We start from the raw sequence: 274 nt of genomic DNA on the forward strand, positions 1-274 counted from the left end.
TTCAAGAACAGTACCAATGCTATGAGTGTGATCAAGAAACATAGTACTGGATGCCTGCGGATCAAGGTCAATAACCAGGATGCGGAGATCATGACGAAGCAAGTCCGGATGTACTCGTAATGCATGTGCGAGAGTGACTGTCGTGACTGTTTTTGATACACCGCCTTTAAGATTGACGACAAAAATCACGTATGGTTCTTTGTGAATATCGCGGTACTTAGGTATTTGACGGTGGGCGTAAATGTCGATAACGTTCTGAATAGTGAGAGCGTAT

The 274-nt window shown here is 43.8% G+C and carries 1 protein-coding gene and 1 pseudogene; both read right to left on the reverse strand.

Going from position 1 to position 274, the window contains the following annotated elements:
• A partial coding sequence (locus AC0IX4_RS23050; protein WP_471831405.1) for a ParA family protein occupies positions 1–189 on the reverse strand: 189 nt, incomplete at its 3' end.
• A 21-nt stretch (positions 190–210) separates the two neighbouring features.
• Positions 211–274, reverse strand: a pseudogene (locus AC0IX4_RS23055) (hypothetical protein); the annotation flags it as partial.

The organism is Rhodococcus sp. AC861 (assembly GCF_979256035.1).